We start from the raw sequence: 18,913 nt of genomic DNA, 5'->3' as shown, positions 1-18,913 counted from the left end.
CATGCGAAAAGGGCGCTGGCCGATCCGACCAGCGCCCCGTTTGTGCATCGAGAAGCCAGGTTCATGCTTCCTCGGTGTTCTCGTAATACTGCGGCGCGTGTTCGCGCAGCACATTCAGGATCTTTTCCAGCGCGGTCGGCTCGTCGGTCTTTTCCATCGCGGCAAGTTCGCGCGCGAGGCGGCTCGAGGCGGCCTCGAAAATCTGGCGTTCCGAATAGCTCTGTTCGGGCTGGTCTTCCGGGCGGAACAGATCGCGGGTCACTTCGGCAATGAGCACGATCTCGCCCGAGTTGATCTTTGCCTCGTACTCTTGGGCACGGCGGCTCCACATGGTGCGCTTGACCTTGGGCTTGCCCTTCAGGGTCTCCATCGCTTCCTTCAGGGTCTTGTCGCTCGACAGCTTGCGCATGCCGATCGATTCGACCTTGTTGACCGGAACCCGAAGCGTCATCCGCTCTTTTTCGAAGCGCAGGACATAGAGTTCGAGCTGCATGCCGGCGATTTCCTCGCTCTGCAGTTCGATCACCCGGCCTACCCCGTGCTTGGGATAGACCACATAGTCGCCGACATCGAATGCGAGGGCGGGGGCGGAAGTGGCCATGTGCGTCCTTTCTGCGGCACGGGCGACCAGCGGTCAGGCGCTCCGGCGACCGGACCCCACGACGGGCGCGATCGGACCGGCGGTCCTGGCGAAGCGGCGGTTGTCGTGCCTTCTTGCGAATACTCACGCGCCGCGCCGGGAATCGGCGGGGCGTTTGGTCAATTATATAACACTATCGCAACAAAATTTCCACCCCGCCCGCGAGCGGAGTGCGACAGACGCGAAATGTTGCGAACCGGGACGAAACGCCCCGGCGCCGAAGTCAGTCGCCTTCGCCGGGTTCGGGGGTAAAATACGCCTCGTACTTGCCGTCCTCGCCCTTGTGCTCGTCGGCGTCGGGCGGCGGGTCCTTCTTGGTGGTGATGTTCGGCCATTCGGCGCTGAACTTTGTATTGAGCTCCAGCCATTTCTCGAGGTTGTCCTCCGTGTCGGGCAGGATCGCCTCGGCCGGGCACTCCGGCTCGCACACGCCGCAGTCGATGCATTCGGACGGATTGATGACGAGCATCGTCTCGCCTTCGTAGAAGCAATCGACCGGGCAGACCTCGACGCAGTCGGTGTACTTGCACTTGATGCACGCGTCGGTGACGACGTAGGTCATTGGGGCGGGCCTTCCTCGGGCTGTTGTCCAGATGGCGCTGCTAAGGCGACTGGGGCGTGCGGGTCAAGCACGCGATAGCAGGCCTGCGCTTCGGCGGGCGGTCCGCGTCTAGAAGGCAGGGCGAGAAGTTCGATCACGCGGACTCCAGCGGGCAGCGGCAGGGTCAGCGTATCGCCGACCGCGACCAACTGACTCGCGCGGGTCACGCGGGCCCCGTTGCGCCGGACATGACCCGCAACCACCAGGTCGTGGGCAAGGCCGCGGGTCTTCGTGAACCGCAACTGGCACAGCAGCTTATCGATCCGCACTGGCAATTGCCCCTACCGCACGAGACCGGCCAGCGCGGCGAAGGCACTGCCTTCGCGAACGGCGGCGGGCTTCGGCGTTTGCTCGCGCCGTGCAGGGCGCCACGTCCAGTGATCGGGCGCAGGCGGGCCGAACGCCCCGTCGCGGAGGGCGCGACCGCGTTGCACCTTGAACCCGGCAGCGCCGAGCAGGCGCGCCCAGCTATCGTGCGTGAGACCGGTCGATACGGCGAGCGCAGGATCGATGGCGAAATGACGGGTGCGGGCTGCGGTGCGGGCCTCGTGCGCTGCGCGCACCAGCTTGTCGGCGATATCGACGCGGACCGCCTGCGCGCCGGCGGGGCGGTAACCGGCCGGCAAGCGCCTGCCGGGCTGGGAGAGGACGGGCGGCATCTGTTCTGCAATCGGTCGTGGATCGATGCCCGTTGCATGCAACGCAGTCCGCGCGGACGGCTTCAGCAGCGCCGGGGCGAAGACGTCGAGCGCGCCGAAGACGACGCCAAGACGGCGCAGATACGGGCGGGCCTCCTTGGGAAGGTGGTCGACCCCCGCCTTTTCGCGCGCAACGGTACCGTGTCCGGCTACCAACGCGAGCAGAAGCGCCCGCGCCTCGCTGCCGCCCGCCTTGTCGCGGGTCGCAGCGTCGAGCTTTTCGAGCGGGGCGATCGGGGCGAGCCGTTCGCGCAGCCAGCTCTCCAGCCGCTCGAGAAACGCGGCCCGTCCCTCCGCCGGCAGCCCGGCCAGGTCCTTCGTTGCGGCAATCCGCGGGCGGGCGACCGGGCCGCCCTCCAGCCGCGCAAGCTCCCGGCTCCGCCAGCGTATCGCGCCGCCTGCCAGTTCCAGTTCGGACAGGTCGAGCGATTCGGCGCGTTTCGCGAGCAGCCGGGGCAGCGCCTTTTCCGCGGCGGCGAGCAGCATGCGGCGATCCTCGTGATTCGCGCGTGGGTCGACTACGAAGCGGAAGCCGTCGAGGTGTCCGATCGGTTCGTCCTCTACCGTCACGACGTCGTCGGCTTCGATTGTGACGGGCAGCAGTGCGGCATCCTTGCCCAAGCTCTTCATCAGTATGGCGGTCCTCCGGTTCACGAACCGCTCCGTCAGCCGCGCATGAAGCGCATCCGACAGGCGGGCCTCGACCCCGCGGGCGCGCGCGGCCATCTCGTCGCGGGCCAGCACCCAGTCGGGGCGCTGCGCAATGTAGGCCCAGCTCCGGATCGCGGCGATCCGCCCCTGTAGCGTATCGATATCGCCCTGCGGCCGGTCGAGTTCGGCGATCCGTGCAGCGACGTAGTCCGCCCCGAGCACCCCGTGGCGCAGGTCCTGCCACAGCCGCGCGACGAAGCGGGCGTGCGTATCGGGCCCCGACTGGCGGAAATCCGGCAAGCAGCACGCTTCCCAGAACCGCCGGACGAGACCGGGGCCGCGCACACCTTCCGCCATCGGATCGTCGGCGAGGCGCTTCAGCACCGCGAGATCGATCGCTTCGGGTGCCTTCATCAGGCCCGGCTCCCCCGGCGCCGATTCGAGGTCGGCGATGAGCGTGCCGATGCTGTCGAACCTGGGCTCGGCTTCGCGCCAGTACAGGCCGGTCAACGGGGCGAAGCGGTGTTCCTCGATCGCATAAACTTCCTCGTCGGTGAACTCGGGCGCGGTCCCGCCCGCTCCGGACAGGGCGCCGAAGCTGCCATCGGTCTGGTGGCGCCCTGCGCGTCCGGCGATCTGCGCCATTTCGGCCGGGGTCAGCCGGCGCTGACGCACTCCGTCGAACTTGGTGAGGCCGGCGAAGGCGACATGGCGAACGTCGAGGTTGAGGCCCATGCCGATGGCGTCGGTTGCCACGATGTAATCGACCTCGCCCGACTGGAAGAGCGCGACCTGCCGGTTGCGGGTTTCGGGGCTCAATCCGCCCATCACCACCGCCGCGCCGCCGCGGAACCGGCGCAGCATTTCGGCAACGGCATAGACCTGTTCCGCCGAAAACGCGACGATCGCGCTGCGCGGCGGAAGTCGGCTCAGCTTGGCGCTGCCGGCATAGGTCAGCGTCGAAAAACGTGGACGGGTGACGATCTCGGCCTTCGGCAGCAATTGCCGCACCATCGGCTCGAGTGTCGACGAACCCAGCAACAGGGTTTCCTCTCGTCCGCGGGCATGCAGCAACCGGTCGGTAAACACATGGCCGCGCTCGCGATCGGCGCCGATCTGGGCCTCGTCGAGCGCGACGAAGGCGTGTCCGCCCCCGAGCCGAGGCATGGCTTCGGCGGTACACAGGAAATACCGCGCGTCGGGCGGTTCGATCCGTTCCTCGCCCGTAATGAGGGCGACCTGTTTCTCGCCCTTGATGGCGACGACCCGGTCGTAGACCTCGCGCGCCAGCAGCCGCAGCGGGAAGCCGATAGCGCCCGACGCATGGCCGCACATCCGCTCGATCGCGAGGTGGGTCTTGCCGGTGTTGGTCGGCCCGAGGACCGCCTTGATCGTCGCGCCGTCAGGGGAAGGCTTCACGTCTGGCAATGTGGCATCGCCCGTCCCCGGCTACAACCGCGCGCCCGTCGCAGCCCACAGCCCGTGCCCGATGTGCGACCGCCGGGACGATTTTAGGCGGCTATTAACTTCATTTCGGCAGGGTTTTCGGGCTAAGGACCCCGCCGGGTCCGGGTCGCGCCGGTAGGGATCCTGTGCGCGGCCCGTCGAAGATGGAGGACGCGCTGTTCCAGCCGCGTGAGATGGACGCATCGGGGCACGGCCCCGCAGACGGCGTGCCCGGCTGGCGCGCCGCCGCGCTCACGCATTCCCAGATCGCCCGCGCCCGTACCGTCGAGGACGGCGACCGCGCGGTCCTGCGCCGCGTGCGCGGCATCGGCGAACGATGGGACGCGTGGCGTTGGCGGGCGGAGGAGAAACTCGCACGCGTCGACCTCGCACCCGACCTCGCGCAGGGTATCGGCAGCCGCCGTTGGTTTCGCGGGCTCGGCACCTTCATCGGTCTCAGCGCATTCAGTCTCGCGTTCTGGCCCGGCTTCGCTCCGCTCGAGGCGGCGCCGGCCACGCGGGTCGACGATGCCGTGCGCGACGAGTTTCGCAGCCAGATGATCATGCCGCTCGCGCTGGGCGGCGACAGCGGCCGGCGCATGGCTGCGACGCAGGCGGTCGCTCCGCTCAAGGCCGCGCCGGAACGGCCGCGCATCGAGGTCGTGGCAACGCTGGCGAACGGCGACAGCTTCGCCCGCATGCTCCAGCGCGCGGGCATCGGCGGCGCGGATGCCGCGCGCGTGCTCGGCCTGGTCGGACAGGCGATGCCGGTCGACGAGATCGCTCCGGGTACCAAGATCGACATCACCCTCGGCCGCCGGCCGGCGCCCGGCACAGCGCGCCCGCTCGATGCTCTGGCGTTCCGCGCCCGGTTCGACCTCGCGCTCGAGGTCGCCCGTGGGGACGGCGGAGGGCTCGCGCTCGAACGCAAGGCAATCCGGGTGGACAACACGCCGCTGCGCATCCGCGGGGTCGCCGGCAGCAGCCTCTATCGCGCGATGCGGTCGGCGGGTGCGCCGGCGGGGGCTGTGCAGGCCTATCTCAAAGAACTGGGCCAGCAGGTCGACCTGGACGACGGCGTCCGGCCCGACGACACGTTCGACATGATCATCAGCTACAAGCGCGCCGCAACGGGCGAGCGGCAAGCGGGCCAGCTGCTCTACGCCGGCATCGAACGCGGCGGGAAACCCCGCACCCAATTGATGCGCTGGGGCAGCGACGGCAAGTTCTACGAAGCCTCGGGCGTGGGCGAGCAGCGTAGCGGGCTGCTGCAACCGGTCCCGGGGCGGATCACCTCCAGCTTCGGCATGCGGCGCCATCCGATCCTCGGATATATGCGCCGTCACGCGGGCATGGATTTCAAGGCGAGTTACGGCCAACCGATCGTCGCGGTGACCGACGGCCGGGTACTCAGCGCCGGGCGCGCGGGCGGCTGCGGCAATACGGTGCGGCTGGCGCACGGCGGCAATATCCAGACCCGCTATTGCCATATGAGCCGCATGGCGGTCGCCGCCGGACAGAGCGTGCGACGAGGGCAGGTGATCGGTTATGTCGGGTCCACCGGCCTCTCTACCGGCGCGCACCTCCATTACGAGATGTATCGCGGCGGGCAGCCGGTGAACCCGGCAAGCGTTGCCTTCGTCACCCGGGCCCAGCTGACCGGCGAGAACCTGCGCCGGTTCCGCCAAGTCCTCGCGCAATTGAAGACGGTAGGGGCGGGCGCCGCACTGTCCGACCTCACCCCGTCCGCCGCCGAGGCTGACAGCGACCTGCCCGTTCGCGAGATCGACCGGCTGGGCGAATAGGCCTGCGGTAATTGCACGGCCGCGCCGCTTGCGGCAGAGCGGGCAGCGATGACCGCCGCCTATCCGAACCTCCGCCTCCGCCGTCCCCGCGCCGCCGCCTGGAGCCGCGCGCTCCACCGCGAGACGGTGCCGACCCCCGCAGACCTGATCTGGCCGCTGTTCGTGACCGACGGATCGGGCGTGGAGGAGCCGATCCGGTCCTTGTCCGGCGTATCCCGCTGGTCGGTCGACGGTATTGCCGCCCGCGCGAAGGAAGCGGTGGGCCTCGGCATCCCCTGCATCGCGCTGTTCCCCAACACCCAAACCGATCGACGCAGCGACGACGGAGCCGAAGCGCTCAACCCCGACAACCTGATGTGTCGCGCGATCAAGGCGGTAAAGGATGCTTGCGGCGACGATATCGGCGTGCTGACCGATGTCGCGCTCGATCCCTACACCAGTCACGGACAGGACGGGCTGCTCGACGATGCGGGCTACGTCACCAACGACGATACCGTGGCCGTGCTCGTCGACCAGGCGATCAACCAGGCGAATGCGGGTGCCGACGTGATCGCGCCCAGCGACATGATGGATGGCCGGGTCCGCGCGATCCGCATGGCGCTCGAGATGAACGGCCATCCCAACGTCCAGATCATGAGCTACGCGGCGAAATATGCGAGCGCTTTCTACGGGCCGTTCCGTGACGCCGTGGGGTCGGGGGGACTGCTGAATGGCGACAAGAAGAGCTACCAGATGGACCCCGGCAACGCCGAGGAAGCGCTGCGGGAGGTCGCGCTCGACCTCGCCGAGGGGGCGGACAGCGTGATGGTGAAGCCCGGATTGCCCTATCTCGACATCGTGCGCCGGGTGAAGGATCGGTTCGAGGTGCCGGTATTCGCCTACCAGGTGAGCGGCGAATACGCGATGATCGAAACCGCCGCGGCGGCGGGTGCGGGCAATCGCGACGCGCTGGTGCTGGAGACGCTGATCGCCTTCAAGCGGGCCGGGTGTGCCGGCGTGCTGACCTATCACGCCGCGCACGCCGCCCGCCTGCTGAATGGCTGACGGTTCGCTCTGTACCGAGCGCCTCGTCCTGCGCCCGCCGTCTATGAACGACCTCGATTGGTGCCTTGTGGCCATCAACACGCCCGGCATGATGCGGCATCTCGGCGGCAAAGTGCGCAGCGAGAGCGAAGTTCGCGAGAGCCTCGAAGGCGAAATCGGCGCGTTCGGCGATCCCGGCGGACACCGCCGCTGGACCGTGTGGCACGGCGAGGAGCGGGTGGGCCGCGTCGGTCTGTTTCATGTCCGCAGTGAGGCCGCGCCGGAGCGGCTGCGCGGCCAGCGCGAGATCGGCTGGATGTTCGCCGAAGCGCATCAGGGGCGGGGATTCTCCACCGAAGCGGCCCGTGCGGTGCTCGACTGGGCATTCTGCTGCGGCATCGGCGAGGCCTTTTCCCAGACGAGCGATTCGAACCGCGCATCGACCCGGATGATGCACCGTCTGGGATTGGGGCGCCGGGCCGAACTGGACTATGTCGACCCCGAATATCCCGCCGCCGACAACCCCACGACCGTATGGTCGGTGACCGCCCGGGACTGGAGTGTGCGCAATGGATGACGTCCGCATCGAAACCGATCGGCTGGTCCTGCGCGACTGGCGCGAAGGCGATCTGCCGCGGTTCCTCGAGGGAACGAACACCCCGGCCGTCATGCGCTGGCTCGGCGGAGTGATGGACGAGAGCGGGCAGGCCGCGCTGGTCGAGCGGGTGACCGGATGCCGTGCGCGCAACGGGTTCTGCTTCTGGATCGTCGAGCGCAAAAGCGACGGTGCGGTGCTCGGTTTCTGCGGGCTCAAGCGTGCCGATGCGCCCGGATCGACGGTGACCGGCCAGTTCGAGGTCGGCTGGCGCCTGCGCGAGGACGCGTGGGGGCAGGGCTATGCCCGAGAGGCCGCAACCGCCGCCCTCGATGCCGCGTTCGGTCGGTTCGGCGCGGACGAGGTCGTGGCGCTGACGGTGGACGGCAACGCGCCAAGCTGGGGGCTGATGCTGCGCCTCGGCATGCGGCGGCGCGAGGATCTCGATTACGTCGATCCCCGCTACGGAGCGGACCTCAATCCGACGACCGTCTATTCCATCGACAAGGCTGCGTGGGACGCGCGCGGATGAGCGGATCGCGGCGCGCGCTGTTTCTCGCGACGATCCTGACGGGCAGCTTCCTGCTGTTCCTCGTCCAGCCGATGGTCGCGCGCATGGCGCTGCCCCGGCTCGGCGGCGCGCCCAACGTGTGGAACAGCGCGATGGTCGTCTATCAGGCGCTGCTGCTAGGTGGGTACGCCTATGCCCACGCGATTGGACGGTTGCCGCTGCGCCGTCAGGCGTTGATTCATATCGGCGTCTTGCTGCTGGCGGGCCTGACGCTGCCGATCGGGCTCGCCAGCCTAGCGCCGCCTCGCCCCGGGCTGGAAGCGTTGTGGGTGCCGCTGCTGTTCCTCGCGACGATCGGGCCGGTGTTCTTCGCGGTTTCGGCGCAGGCCCCGCTGATGCAGCGCTGGTTCGCCGCGCAGCCGGGCGCGGGCGACCCCTATCCGCTCTATGCGGCGAGCAACTTCGGCAGCTTTGCCGGCCTCGTCGCCTATCCGCTTTTGCTGGAGCCGCTGATGCCGCTTCGCTGGCAGAGCGGGCTGTGGGCGGCGGGCTATGCGCTGCTGGTGGTACTGGTCATGATCGCCGGACGAACGCTGCCCGCAAATGCCTCAATGGTTGCGGAAAGCAGCGTAGGCGATGCGGACGACGCCTCGCCCGGCTGGCAACGTATCCTCATGTGGCTGGCGCTGGCGGCGGTGCCGTCGGGGCTGATGCTTTCCACCACGACCTATCTGACCACCGATATCGTCGCGACCCCGCTGCTCTGGGTCATTCCGCTGGGGCTTTACCTGCTGTCGTTCTCGATCGCCTTCTCGGAACGGCGCGCGCTCGCCTGCTGGTTCAAGCGCTTCGCCGCGGCGTTCGTCATCGTGCTCGGCGCGATCACCATCATGGTGTCGGCAAACGGGTCGGTGCCCGCCGCGCTGGCGAGCATCGCGCTGCTGGTCGTGGTGGCGATCGCGCTGCATTCCCGGCTCTACGATCTGCGCCCGTCGCCGCGGAGGCTGACGCTGTTCTATCTCGTGATCTCGGCGGGCGGGGCGCTCGGGGGCGCCATCACCGCGCTCGCCGCGCCGCTGGTGTTCGACTGGACGTGGGAGCATCCGCTGTGGATCGTTGCAGCAGCGCTGTTGGTGCCGATGCCGGCCTATGCCCGCTGGACCGAGCGCGCCGGATGGTCCCCGCAGCGCGGGCGCATCGCTATGGCGGCACTGTTCGCTGCGGCGCTGTTCATCCTCAGCGCGCTCACCGAAGTCTACGGCACCCCGGGTTGGTCGGAACTGGCGGTCCAGTTCCTGCTCGCGGTTGTCGTCGTCATCGGCCTGTTGCTGGTCCGCTGGCGGATCGCGTTTGCGAGCATCCTCGCCTTTGCGATGCTTTCGCTCGGCGGCCTCGACGCGGTGAAGCAGACGCTCGCGGGCGACCGGTCGCGCAGCTACTTCGGGGTCTATACGGTGCGGGACGACAACCGGAACGGCTTGCGTACGCTCGCCCACGGCACGACGCTGCACGGCGTCCAGCATCGCCAGCCCGAACGGGCGCTCCAACCCACGACGTATTACGGCCCGACCTCGGGCATCGGCCTTGCGCTGTCGGAAGCCGGTGGGCTGGCGCCGAATGCGTCGGTCGGCATCGTCGGCCTCGGAGTGGGTACGCTCGCCTGCTACCGAAGGCCGGGGCAGACGTGGACGTTCTACGAGATCGACCCGGCGGTGCTGGCCTATTCGCGCGACGGTACGTTCACGTTCATGCGCCGCTGTACACCCGATGCGCGCATAGTCATCGGCGATGCGCGCCTCGAACTCGCGCGGGCGGCGCCGGCGAGCTACGACCTCCTCGCCATCGATGCATTCTCCTCCGACGCGGTGCCGCTGCACCTGATGACCGACGAGGCTATGAAGGTGTACCTGCGTGCGTTGAAGCCGGGCGGTCTTCTGCTGCTGCACATTTCCAACCGTTACGTCGATCTCGCCCCGGCGGTCGCCGCTTTGGCGCGGGCGAACGGCCTCACCGCCATTGAGCGCCGCGACGTCGACATCGAACGTCCGCTGTCGCCATCCGCCTGGGTCGCCTTGGCGCGCGATCCCGCACGGATTGCAGCGCTTCGGGCGGCCAGCGCGAAACCTTGGGCGCCGCTCGAGGATCGCGGCCATGCCCTCTGGACCGACGACTACGCCTCGATCCTTCCCGACTTCAACTGGAGCAATTTCCTGTGACCACCATCCATCGCCCGGGCGTGACCATCATACCCATCAACGGCCACGCGCCGCGGATCCACGACACCGCCTTCATCGCGCCGGGTTGCATCATCGTCGGCAACGTGACGATCGGGGCGATGAGCTCGGTCTGGTACAACTGCGTGCTGCGCGCCGACGTGAGCCGGATCGAGATCGGCGAGCGGACGAACATCCAGGATGGCAGCGTGCTCCATTGCGATCCCGAACGGCCCGGGGATGCAGACGGTAGCCCGCTGATCATCGGCGACGACGTGCTGGTGGGTCATATGTGCATGCTCCACGGCTGCCGGATCGAGGATCGCGGGTTCATTGGGCTCGGCGCGATCGCGATGAACAAGGCGGTCATTGCGTCCGATTCAATGCTCGCGGCGGGTGCGATGCTGACCGAGGGCAAGGTGATGGCGCCCCGCGAACTGTGGGGTGGCCGGCCGGCGCGCAAGATGCGCGACCTCGACGGCATGGCCGTCGCCGGCATGAAGATGGGCGCCGCGCACTACGTGGAGAACGCGAAGGCGCACGCTCTGGCGGTCGCCGGCGCGCCCGGTCCACATCCCGACGACGGCCGGACGCAAGGCTGATTTGCTGCGGCAGTTGCGCCGCGCGACTTAGTCTCGGATCAGGGCCTTCAGCGCTTCGATCCGGTCGGCCTCGTGCACCGGCTTGTCCCAGCGGATGCGGTGGATGCGCGGGAACCGCATGGCGAGACCGGACTTGTGCCGCTTGCTCTCGTGCACCGAGTCGAAAGCCACCTCGAACACCAGGCTGCGGTCGGTCTCGCGCACCGGGCCGAAGCGGGCGACCGTGTGGGTACGGACGTGGCGGTCGATCTTCTTCAGTTCCTCGTCGGTGAAGCCCGAATAAGCCTTGCCGACGGGAAGCAGTTCCGCCCCTTCGTCGGGGTCGCCGTCCCAGCATCCGAAGGTGTAGTCCGAATAGAAGCTCGACCGTTTGCCCGACCCGCGCTGGGCATACATCAGCACGCAATCGATCAGCAGCGGGTCGCGCTTCCATTTGTACCACAGCCCCACGCGCCGCCCTGCGATGTACGGCGAATCGCGCCGCTTGAGCATCAGTCCCTCGATCGCGTCGTCGCGCGTGCGACCGCGGATGACGGCGAGATCGTCGAACTGCGCCGCATCGATGACTTGGCTGAGATCGAAATGGCTTTCGGGCAGGCGCGGCATCAGCGCCTCCAGCGCCGCGCGCCGCTCGCTCCACGGCCGTTCGCGCAGGTCCAGCCCTTCCAGGATCAGCACATCGTAGAGCCGGACGAACGCCGGATACTCGGCCAGCATCTTCTTCGACACGGTCTTGCGCCCAAGCCGCTGCTGCAGCGCGTTGAAGCTCGCCGCGCCGCCTTCTTCACCGCCCTGGTGGGTGCCGCGTACGAGCAGTTCGCCGTCGAGCACCGCGTCCATCGGCAGCACGTCGAGCAGTTCGGGAAAGGTCGCCGAGATGTCGTCGCCGCCGCGCGAATACAGCCGGGCCTCGCCCCCGATGCGGACGAGCTGGATGCGGATGCCGTCCCATTTCCATTCGGCGGCGTAGTCGGCGAGGTCGACTACCGTCTCTTCCAGTGGATGCGCCAGCATGAAGGGGCGGAAGGTCGGCATGTTCGCGGTGTCGGGCGCCGCGTGGCCATGCGCGGCCCAGTCGAACAGCGGATCGTACGGCGGGGCAAGGCCGTGCCAGTGCTCCTCCACCTCCTCCACCGGCACCTCGAACGCCTGCGCGAAGGCGACCTTGGCGAGCCGGCTCGACACGCCGATCCGCATCGCGCCCGTGGCCAGTTTCAGCAACGCATACCGGCCCGAGGCATCGAGCCGGTCGAGCAGGCGCGGCAGCTCCGTCAGCACCGACTTGCGGTTCATCGCGTTCAGCATTTCGACCGTCTCGGTCACGCTCGGCGGATCGGGCGGGTCCGGCGGCGCAGGCCACAGCAGGCTCGCCGTCTCCGCCGTATCGCCCACGAAATCTCGGCTCAGGGTCCACAGGACCGGATCCACCCGCTCCTTCATGAGGTTGCGGATCGTGCTCGATTTGACCGCCGGGAAGTCGAGCCCGTCGGTTAGCGCGGCAAGCGCCCATCCGCGATCGGGATCGGGGGTCGCGCGCAAGTATTCCGCTATCAGGCGCAGCTTCTCGTTGCGGCTGCGGGTATAGACGAGTGCGTCGATGAGGGCGGCGAACTCTTCCATCTAGGCGCGTTCCGCCAGTGCGGTTATACGCGGGCCACGCCCGTCCGACTGCGGGACGTGTAGGGAGAGGGAACCGCCACCATGAAATCGATCGTTCTTGCTGCGGCCGCGTTGGTCGTCGCCGCGCCCGCCATTGCCCAGACCGCCGACCATTCGATGCACGCGGGTCATGCCGATGCGGCGGCGAAGTTCTCGCTCGACACGCCGATCGCCACGCTTGTCGCTGACGAGAAGGCCAAGGCCGTGCTCGACGCGAACCTGCCGGGCCTGACGACGCATGAACACTACGAGATGTTCAAGGGCATGACCCTCAACCAGATTGCCCCGATGGCCGGCGACAGGATGCCCGCCACCGCGCTGGCGAAGACGAAGGCCGACCTCGCCGCCATCAAGTGACGGGTCAGTCATCCTCGTCCTCGTAGCCGACAAGGGCGAGGGCGCGGGCCTTGCGCTGGTGCAGCTGGTGCCAGCGCAAGAGCGCTTCCTCGCGTCCGTGGGTGATCCAGGTCTCGGCCGGGTTCACCTCCTCTACGGTGCGGGTCAGTTCGCCCCAGTCGGCGTGGTCGGAGATCACCAGCGGCAGTTCTACGTTGCGCTGGCGGGCGCGCTGGCGGACGCGCATCCAGCCCGATGCCATCGCGGTTATCGGATCGGGCAGGCGGCGGCTCCAGCGGTCGTTGAGCGCGGATGGCGGTGCAACCACGACATGCCCGCGCATCTCATCCTTCGTCGCCTCGCTCACCAGTTTCAAAGGACCGAGATCGACGCCAAATTCGCCGTAAAGGCGGCACATCTTCTCCAGCGCGCCGTGGAGGTAAATCGTCTCATGGTGGCCTGAGGCGCGCAGTTCGGCGATGACCCGCTGCGCCTTTCCCAAAGCATAGGCCCCCACCAGCACGCACCGGTCGGGATGGGCGACGAGCCGGCCGAGCAGCTTCGCCATCTCATCGGCGATCGGCGGATGGGTGAACAGCGGGAGGCCGAATGTCGCTTCTGTGATGAAGATGTCGCACGGGGTGACGACGAAGGGCGGGCAGGTGGGATCGGGTCGCCGCTTGTAGTCACCAGTAACGATCACCCGCTCGCCCGCGTGCTCGAGCAGGATTTGCGCGCTGCCAAGGACGTGCCCGGCCGGGATGTAGGTCGCATCGACGCCGCCCTTCAGCCGGATCGTCTCGCCGTAGGCAACCGGCACGGCGCGGTGGGGAATTTCGCCTGCGTCGTCCTCGGCCCCGGTGCGGTATCGCAGCTCCATGATCGCCAGCGTCTCGGGCGTGGCGACGGTCTCGCCGTGGCCGCCGCGCGCGTGGTCGGCGTGGCCGTGGGTGACGAGCGCATGGCCGACCGCGCGCGAAGGGTCGATCCATGTGTCCGCGGGGACGACGTGGATGCCGTGCGGCTCGGGCCTGATCCATGCGAAGTCGCGCGCCATCGTGCCGACTCAAGCCCGCGCCGCGCGATGCGTTCCCGCGGGCGCGATTACTCCGCGGCGGGACGCAGGCGTTCGATCAGGACCTTCAGCCCCGGCTTCTGTCCCTGCGCGAGCAGGCTGGCGCGGAATATCCGGCCGAGGAAGACGACCTCGACCGCGATGAAAGCGGTCAGCAAGACGGCGGCGCCCACAAGCTCCAGCGGCGGGATGCCCGAGCCCAGCCGGGCAAGCACCGCGAACGGCGTCCAGATCGGCACCCATGTCAGCACGCCCACCAGCGGCCCGCTGTTTCCCGACAGGATCGCCTGGATGAGGAACGTCACCGGCAGCAGGATCGCGAGCAGGACCGGCATCAGGTAGCCTTGTGCCTCGCTCATCGAATCGGCGAGGCTGCCGATGGCGACGAAGACGATCGAGATGGCGATGTAGCCCGCAATGAAGAAGAAGATCAGCGTGGCGATCGCGCCGGGCGACGAGATGGGGGCGAGCGCGGGTCGGATCATGTCGGCGATCGCGCCGTGGGTGGCGAATGCGACCGCCACCCCCGCGCCGAGCCAGACGATCAGCATCGACAGCCCGATCGCGAGCGCGCCGAGCAGTTTGCCGTACATCAGTTCTTCGGGCGAAATGCAGGCGAGGATCGATTCGAGCAGTTTCTTCGATCGCTCCTCGATCGAACCCTGCAACATCCAGCTGCCCGACAGGACGAGGCCCATCATCAGGATGTAGGCGAGTGCCAGCGGGACGATCGAACGGACCAGCATCGCTTCCTTCGCCCCGCCGCCGGGGCGCGGGGTGGAGATGGCAAGCGCCGGGGCGGCGTTCTGCACCGCGGCGGCTTGCGTCGGCGACAAACCGCTGCCGGTCAACAGCCGCTGGCGAAGATCGGCGGTGAGGACTTCCTGCACCGGCTGGACGAAAGTGCTGCGCGGCTGTTCGTTCGCCCACAGGTTCACTGTGGGATCGGCCGGGTAGTCGCGGCCAACCACCATCACCACGTCGGCGCGGGTTTCGGCGGGTGCATCCTTGTCGGCATCGAGCAGAGCGTCGGCGGCGGCCTTCAGCTCCGCGCCGTCCTTGCCCGCGAGAGCGGCGGGCGGGGCGGCGAAAGCGTAGTCGCGGTTGGGCGCGTCGAATTCGGGAGTTTCGGCGGCCTTCACCCGGTTGATTTTCGCCAGCGCCGCATCGAGCCCACCTGCGTGGCGATAGGCGGCGACATCGGCGGGCGTGTACCACCTGTCGCTAGCGGCCCAGGGGGCGGCCGGGTCCGCCTTGGCAAGGTCGTGACGCCGGACGAAGCGGGACAACGCGTCGAGTTCCTTTCGGTCGTCCTCGAACGCGAAGCGCGCCTCCAGTGCCTCGGCGACCGAGCCGCCCGACCGGTCGAGCACGACGATGCGGGTGGGCTCGTCGTCCTTTAGCTTGTCGCCCAGCAAAGGCCCGATGGCGAGCGCGACGGGAATGAGGGCGAGGGTGAGCCAGAAGCTCTTGAGCGCGACGACCTGCTGGAACTCGCGCCTGGCGACGAGGAGGATGTTGCCGATGTCCATCACGCGGCCTCCTTCCGGGCAGAGCCCGCGGCAGGGTCGTCCCCCACCAGGTGGACGAACACGTCGTGCAAGGTCGCGCGCCGTTCCTCGAACCGGCGCAGGGCGACGCCCTGTTCGGTGCAGCGTTCAAGTATGTCGCCGGCGGACGCCCCGGGCGCCAGGTCGAGCGCCCATTGATGCCAACCGTCCCCGAGATCCGCCTTCGCGCGCGCCTCGGTTACGCCGGGAACCGTGCGGATGCCGTCGCGCGCGACCGCGTCGATCGTCGCGGGCAGTTCGTCCCGCGCTTCGTTGAGCGTTCCTTCGAACCGCTTCGCGCCCTTGCGTAGCAGGAGCAGGCGGTCGCATAGGCGCTCGGCATGCTGCATCACGTGGGTCGAGAACACGACCGCTGAGCCGCTGCTGGCAGCGCGCAGGATCTCATCCTCCAGCAAGCCCTGATTCACGGGATCGAGGCCGGAGAACGGTTCGTCGAGAATGAGGAGCTGCGGCCGGTTGACCAGCGCGGTCGCCAGCTGGACCTTTTGCGCCATGCCTTTGGACATTTCGGAAATCTTCGACTTGGCGCGCGGGGCGAGATCGAATCGTTCGAGCAGCTCCATCCCGTGCGCCTTCGCGTCGGCGGCGGACATCCGCTTCATCCGGCCGAAATAGGCGATCACGTCGATCGCGCTCATGTTCGAATAGAGGCCGCGTTCCTCGGGCAGGAAGCCGATCGCGCCGGTGTTGCGCCGGTCGGGCGCGGTGCCGAGCACCGAGATCGTGCCCGAGGTCGGCCGGATGATGTCGAGCACCATCCGCAAGGTCGTGGTCTTGCCCGCGCCGTTACCGCCGAGGAACCCGAAGATCTCCCCCGGTTCGACGCGGAAAGACAGGTCGTCCACCGCGAGCACGTCGGCGAAACGCTTTGTCAGTCGGTCGACTTCGAGAACGGCCATGATTTTCCCCCTGCGAAGAGGGCTATCGCGGCGGCGTCGCGCCGGCAACCGCCCGCTCGCCGAAGGGGCGATACGGGCGGACGAACGTCGTCAGCTTTCGCTGTCGTCCGTGCCGGATGCGTTTTCGCTGGCTGCGTCGTCGGCGGTGGTGTCGCTGTCCTGCGCGGTCTTTTGCGAGGTCGCGGTCTTCTTGCGCGTCGACTTGGCTTTGGGCGGGGCCGGGGTAAGCTCGAACGAGGGTTGCCCGTCCTTCAGGCCCACGTGCACCTCGCCGCCATCGGCCAGCTTGCCGAAAAGCAGTTCCTCGGCCAGCGGCTGCTTGATCTTTTCCTGGATCAGGCGAGCCATCGGCCGCGCGCCGTAGAGCTTGTCATAGCCCTTGTCGGCCAGCCAGCCCCGCGCATCCGAATCGAACTGGATGTGCACGTTCTGCTCGGCGAGCTGGAGTTCGAGCTGAAGGATGAACTTGTCGACTACCCGCGCCACGGTTTCGCGGCCGAGGTAGGTGAACGGCACGATCGCATCGAGACGGTTGCGGAACTCGGGCGTGAACATCTTCTTCACCGCCTCGTCCTGCGCATCCTCCTTGCTGACGTCGCCGAAGCCGATGCCCTGCCGCGCCATGTCGGACGCGCCCGCGTTGGTCGTCATGATCAGCACGACGTTGCGGAAATCGACCGTCTTGCCGTGGTGATCGGTCAGGCGGCCGTTATCCATCACCTGCAGCAGGATGTTGAACAGGTCGGGATGCGCTTTCTCGATCTCGTCGAGCAGGAGCACGCAGTGCGGGTTCTGGTCGATCGCGTCGGTCAGTAGGCCGCCCTGGTCGTAACCGACATAACCCGGAGGCGCGCCGATCAGGCGGCTCACGGAGTGCCTTTCCATGTATTCCGACATGTCGAAGCGCTGCAGCGGGATGCCCATGATGCTGGCGAGCTGGCGCGCGACCTCGGTCTTGCCGACGCCGGTGGGACCCGAGAACAGGAACGAGCCGATCGGCTTGTCCGGATCGCGCAGGCCAGCCCGGGAGAGCTTCATCGCGGTCGACAGCTTGTGCACCGCCGCGTCCTGGCCATAGACGACCTGCTTGAGATCGCGCTCCAGATGTTCGAGCGCCTTCTTGTCGTCGCTCGACACGCTCTTGGGCGGGATGCGCGCCATCGTGGCGATCACCGCCTCGATCTCGCGGGCGGTGATCTTCTTTTTCCGCTTCGACGGCGGCACCAGCATCTGCATCGCGCCGACCTCGTCGATCACGTCGATCGCCTTGTCCGGCAGCTTGCGGTCGTTGATGTAGCGCGCCGACAGCTCGACCGCGGTCTTGATCGCATCGGGGGTGTAGGTGACCTTGTGGTGATCCTCGAACGCGGAGCGCAGGCCCTTCAGGATCTTGACCGTATCCTCGACCGTCGGCTCGTTCACGTCGATCTTCTGGAACCGGCGCAGCAGCGCGCGATCCTTCTCGAAGTGGTTGCGGAATTCCTTGTAGGTGGTGGACCCGATGCAGCGGATCGTCCCGCCGGAAAGGGCGGGCTTCAGGAGGTTGGAGGCGTCCATCGCCCCGCCGCTGGTCGCGCCGGCACCGATCACGGTGTGGATCTCGTCGATGAAAAGCACCGCGTGCGGCATCTTTTCGAGTTCGGAGACGACCTGCTTCAGCCGCTCCTCGAAATCGCCGCGATAGCGGGTGCCGGCAAGCAGCGCGCCCATGTCGAGCGAGTAGATCACGGCTTCCTCGAGCACTTCGGGCACCTGCCCCTCGACGATCTTGCGCGCGAGCCCTTCGGCGATGGCGGTCTTGCCGACGCCCGGATCGCCCACGTAGAGCGGGTTGTTCTTGCTCCGGCGACAGAGGATCTGGACCGTGCGATCGACTTCCGGTCCGCGGCCGATCAGCGGATCGACCTTGCCGTTCTTCGCCTTCTCGTTGAGGTTGACGGTGAACTGGTCGAGCGCAGACGCGTCCTTTGCGCCCTTGGCGTCACCCTTCGCTTCGGCCGCCGGTTCACCGGCGGATCCTTGCGCGGTCTTGCTTTCGACCTGCTTGCCGCCCTTGCCGATCCCGTGGCTGATGTAGCTGACCGCATCCAGCCGGCTCATGTCCTGCTGTTGCAGGAAATAGACGGCGTAGCTGTCGCGCTCGGAAAACAGCGCCACGAGGACGTTGGCGCCGGTCACGGTGTCCTTGCCGCTCGATTGCACGTGCAGGATCGCGCGCTGGATCACACGCTGGAACCCGGCGGTGGGCTGGGGATCGGCATCCTCGCTGGTTTCCAGCTTCTGGTATTCCTCGTCGAGGTAACGGCGGACGACTTCGCCCAGTTCGTCGAGACTGACCCCGCACGCCACCATGACCGCAGCGGCATCGTCGTCTTCGACGAGCGCGAGCAACAGGTGTTCGAGGGTCGCGTATTCATGGCGCCGCTCGGCCGCACCGGCGAGCGCGGCATGGAGGGTCTTTTCGAGGTTCTGCGCGAAACTGGGCATCAGGTGTCTTTCGGTGCGACGCGGCGGGCTCCGCCGACGCGGAAGTATGAAGAAGGTCGGTTAACGGCGCTTTTACGCTCTACGGTTCGGGGAATATCCGA

16 protein-coding genes are annotated in these 18,913 nt (G+C 67.7%); 7 read left to right on the top strand and 9 right to left on the bottom strand.

The window, feature by feature from the left end:
- Positions 1-61 precede the first annotated feature (61 nt).
- The 4 genes from D4766_RS07235 to D4766_RS07220 form a co-directional block, all read right to left on the bottom strand.
- Entirely contained in the window at positions 62-601 is a 540-nt protein-coding gene (locus D4766_RS07235) for a CarD family transcriptional regulator (protein WP_120716847.1), read from the bottom strand.
- Positions 602-863: 262 nt separating this feature from the next.
- On the bottom strand, positions 864-1,202 hold the full coding sequence (fdxA, locus tag D4766_RS07230) for a ferredoxin FdxA (RefSeq protein WP_120716846.1): 339 nt from the start codon (positions 1,200-1,202) through the stop codon (positions 864-866).
- On the bottom strand, positions 1,199-1,510 hold the full coding sequence (locus D4766_RS07225) for an RNA-binding S4 domain-containing protein (RefSeq protein WP_120716845.1): 312 nt from the start codon (positions 1,508-1,510) through the stop codon (positions 1,199-1,201). The genes fdxA and D4766_RS07225 overlap by 4 nt, the downstream gene beginning before the upstream one ends.
- A gap of 12 nt (positions 1,511-1,522) precedes the next feature.
- Positions 1,523-4,018, bottom strand: coding sequence for a helicase-related protein (locus D4766_RS07220; protein ID WP_407701488.1), 2,496 nt, complete (start codon positions 4,016-4,018; stop codon positions 1,523-1,525).
- Between the two features lie 164 nt (positions 4,019-4,182).
- Between D4766_RS07220 and D4766_RS07215 the strand changes: the two genes are divergently transcribed.
- The 6 genes from D4766_RS07215 to D4766_RS07190 are packed head-to-tail and all read left to right on the top strand — an operon-like array spanning position 4,183 to position 10,785.
- Positions 4,183-5,841 (top strand): M23 family metallopeptidase, encoded by a 1,659-nt coding sequence (locus D4766_RS07215; RefSeq protein WP_325049065.1) that lies wholly within the window; start codon positions 4,183-4,185, stop codon positions 5,839-5,841.
- A gap of 48 nt (positions 5,842-5,889) precedes the next feature.
- A complete protein-coding gene (gene hemB, locus D4766_RS07210; RefSeq protein ID WP_120716843.1) occupies positions 5,890-6,885 on the top strand; it encodes a porphobilinogen synthase in 996 nt (331 codons plus the stop codon).
- Complete coding sequence (locus D4766_RS07205; RefSeq protein ID WP_120716842.1) at positions 6,878-7,441, top strand: GNAT family N-acetyltransferase; 564 nt, start codon at positions 6,878-6,880, stop codon at positions 7,439-7,441. Before hemB ends, D4766_RS07205 begins: the two co-directional genes overlap by 8 nt.
- A complete protein-coding gene (locus D4766_RS07200) occupies positions 7,434-7,991 on the top strand; it encodes a GNAT family N-acetyltransferase (RefSeq protein WP_120716841.1) in 558 nt (185 codons plus the stop codon). Before D4766_RS07205 ends, D4766_RS07200 begins: the two co-directional genes overlap by 8 nt.
- Positions 7,988-10,186, top strand: a complete 2,199-nt coding sequence (locus tag D4766_RS07195) for a spermidine synthase (RefSeq protein ID WP_120716840.1) — start codon at positions 7,988-7,990, stop codon at positions 10,184-10,186. The genes D4766_RS07200 and D4766_RS07195 overlap by 4 nt, the downstream gene beginning before the upstream one ends.
- Positions 10,187-10,191: 5 nt before the next feature.
- Complete coding sequence (locus D4766_RS07190) at positions 10,192-10,785, top strand: gamma carbonic anhydrase family protein (protein ID WP_120718117.1); 594 nt, start codon at positions 10,192-10,194, stop codon at positions 10,783-10,785.
- 27 nt (positions 10,786-10,812) lie between these two features.
- Here the strand turns inward: D4766_RS07190 and D4766_RS07185 are convergent, their stop codons facing one another.
- On the bottom strand, positions 10,813-12,405 hold the full coding sequence (locus tag D4766_RS07185; RefSeq protein ID WP_120716839.1) for a cisplatin damage response ATP-dependent DNA ligase: 1,593 nt from the start codon (positions 12,403-12,405) through the stop codon (positions 10,813-10,815).
- A gap of 81 nt (positions 12,406-12,486) precedes the next feature.
- On the opposite strand from D4766_RS07185, the gene D4766_RS07180 reads away from it, so the two are divergent.
- A complete protein-coding gene (locus D4766_RS07180; RefSeq protein ID WP_120716838.1) occupies positions 12,487-12,801 on the top strand; it encodes a hypothetical protein in 315 nt (104 codons plus the stop codon).
- 4 nt (positions 12,802-12,805) lie between these two features.
- Here the strand turns inward: D4766_RS07180 and D4766_RS07175 are convergent, their stop codons facing one another.
- The 4 genes from D4766_RS07175 to clpA form a co-directional block, all read right to left on the bottom strand.
- The gene (locus D4766_RS07175) at positions 12,806-13,837 is read right to left on the bottom strand and encodes a ligase-associated DNA damage response exonuclease (RefSeq protein WP_120716837.1); all 1,032 of its coding nucleotides are present in this window, start codon (positions 13,835-13,837) and stop codon (positions 12,806-12,808) included.
- A gap of 47 nt (positions 13,838-13,884) precedes the next feature.
- Complete coding sequence (locus D4766_RS07170; RefSeq protein ID WP_120716836.1) at positions 13,885-15,387, bottom strand: ABC transporter permease; 1,503 nt, start codon at positions 15,385-15,387, stop codon at positions 13,885-13,887.
- Complete coding sequence (locus D4766_RS07165; RefSeq protein WP_120716835.1) at positions 15,387-16,325, bottom strand: ABC transporter ATP-binding protein; 939 nt, start codon at positions 16,323-16,325, stop codon at positions 15,387-15,389. Before D4766_RS07165 ends, D4766_RS07170 begins: the two co-directional genes overlap by 1 nt.
- A 90-nt stretch (positions 16,326-16,415) precedes the next feature.
- Positions 16,416-18,812: an ATP-dependent Clp protease ATP-binding subunit ClpA gene (gene clpA / locus D4766_RS07160; protein ID WP_120716834.1), complete on the bottom strand. Its 2,397-nt coding sequence runs from the start codon at positions 18,810-18,812 to the stop codon at positions 16,416-16,418.
- Positions 18,813-18,913 lie beyond the last annotated feature (101 nt).

It is taken from the genome of Tsuneonella amylolytica, assembly GCF_003626915.1.
Classification (GTDB): Bacteria; Pseudomonadota; Alphaproteobacteria; order Sphingomonadales; family Sphingomonadaceae; genus Tsuneonella; species Tsuneonella amylolytica.
This window is presented reverse-complemented; position numbering and strand designations above follow the sequence as displayed.

What these genes read in the sequence shown, in the direction of transcription:
- D4766_RS07165 (WP_120716835.1), bottom strand. Translation starts at nt 16,325, where the DNA reads ATGGCCGTTCTCGAAGTCGACCGACTGACAAAGCGTTTCGCCGACGTG.
- fdxA (WP_120716846.1), bottom strand. Translation starts at nt 1,202, where the DNA reads ATGACCTACGTCGTCACCGACGCGTGCATCAAGTGCAAGTACACCGAC.
- D4766_RS07175 (WP_120716837.1), bottom strand. Translation starts at nt 13,837, where the DNA reads ATGGCGCGCGACTTCGCATGGATCAGGCCCGAGCCGCACGGCATCCAC.
- D4766_RS07185 (WP_120716839.1), bottom strand. Translation starts at nt 12,405, where the DNA reads ATGGAAGAGTTCGCCGCCCTCATCGACGCACTCGTCTATACCCGCAGC.
- D4766_RS07195 (WP_120716840.1), top strand. Translation starts at nt 7,988, where the DNA reads ATGAGCGGATCGCGGCGCGCGCTGTTTCTCGCGACGATCCTGACGGGC.
- D4766_RS07235 (WP_120716847.1), bottom strand. Translation starts at nt 601, where the DNA reads ATGGCCACTTCCGCCCCCGCCCTCGCATTCGATGTCGGCGACTATGTG.
- D4766_RS07180 (WP_120716838.1), top strand. Translation starts at nt 12,487, where the DNA reads ATGAAATCGATCGTTCTTGCTGCGGCCGCGTTGGTCGTCGCCGCGCCC.
- D4766_RS07205 (WP_120716842.1), top strand. Translation starts at nt 6,878, where the DNA reads ATGGCTGACGGTTCGCTCTGTACCGAGCGCCTCGTCCTGCGCCCGCCG.
- hemB (WP_120716843.1), top strand. Translation starts at nt 5,890, where the DNA reads ATGACCGCCGCCTATCCGAACCTCCGCCTCCGCCGTCCCCGCGCCGCC.
- clpA (WP_120716834.1), bottom strand. Translation starts at nt 18,812, where the DNA reads ATGCCCAGTTTCGCGCAGAACCTCGAAAAGACCCTCCATGCCGCGCTC.
- D4766_RS07200 (WP_120716841.1), top strand. Translation starts at nt 7,434, where the DNA reads ATGGATGACGTCCGCATCGAAACCGATCGGCTGGTCCTGCGCGACTGG.
- D4766_RS07170 (WP_120716836.1), bottom strand. Translation starts at nt 15,387, where the DNA reads ATGGACATCGGCAACATCCTCCTCGTCGCCAGGCGCGAGTTCCAGCAG.